The organism is Rhizobacter sp. P2_H3 (assembly GCF_056403355.1).
In genome coordinates this window covers 1-541 of sequence record NZ_JBFUFQ010000550.1, presented here as the reverse complement: position 1 = coordinate 541, position 541 = coordinate 1, and the positions used below count along the sequence as shown (strand labels likewise).

General features: G+C 63.2%; 1 protein-coding gene. It reads left to right on the top strand.

The window, feature by feature from the left end:
• Positions 1-541: calcium-binding protein (locus AC1D1T_RS32975; protein ID WP_477993581.1), on the top strand; the 541-nt coding region annotated here is incomplete at both ends.

Here is a 541-nt window from a genome sequence, read left to right as displayed (position 1 = left end):
GGACACCATCGCTTCCACCTACGACACCACTTCCGGCAAGACCGACACGCTGGTGTTCACCGACCTGGCGTCGGGCCAGGTCCAGTTGTCGCGCTCCGGCACCTCGCTGATCGCCTCCGTCAAAGGCACCACCGACACGGTCACGGTGAAGGACTTCTTCTACARCRACRACCCGCTCAACAGCTACAACCCGCTGCAGGCCATCAAGTTCGAAGACAAGACCCTGGACTCCATCGACGCGATCCTCGCGGAGACCTACAAGGGCACCGACGGCAAYGACACMCTGGTCGGCACCAYCCKCAACGACACCATCACCGGWGGCAAGGGCAACGACACCATCACCGGCGGCCTCGGCGGCGACTTTTACAACTTCGCCAACGGCGACGGCCAGGACACCATCGCTTCCACCTACGACACCACTTCCGGCAAGACCGACACGCTGGTGTTCACCGATCTGAAGCAGAAGGAGGTCCAGCTCTCGCGCTCCGGCACATCGCTGGTCGCCTCCGTCATCGGCAGCACGACGGACTCCGTCACGGTG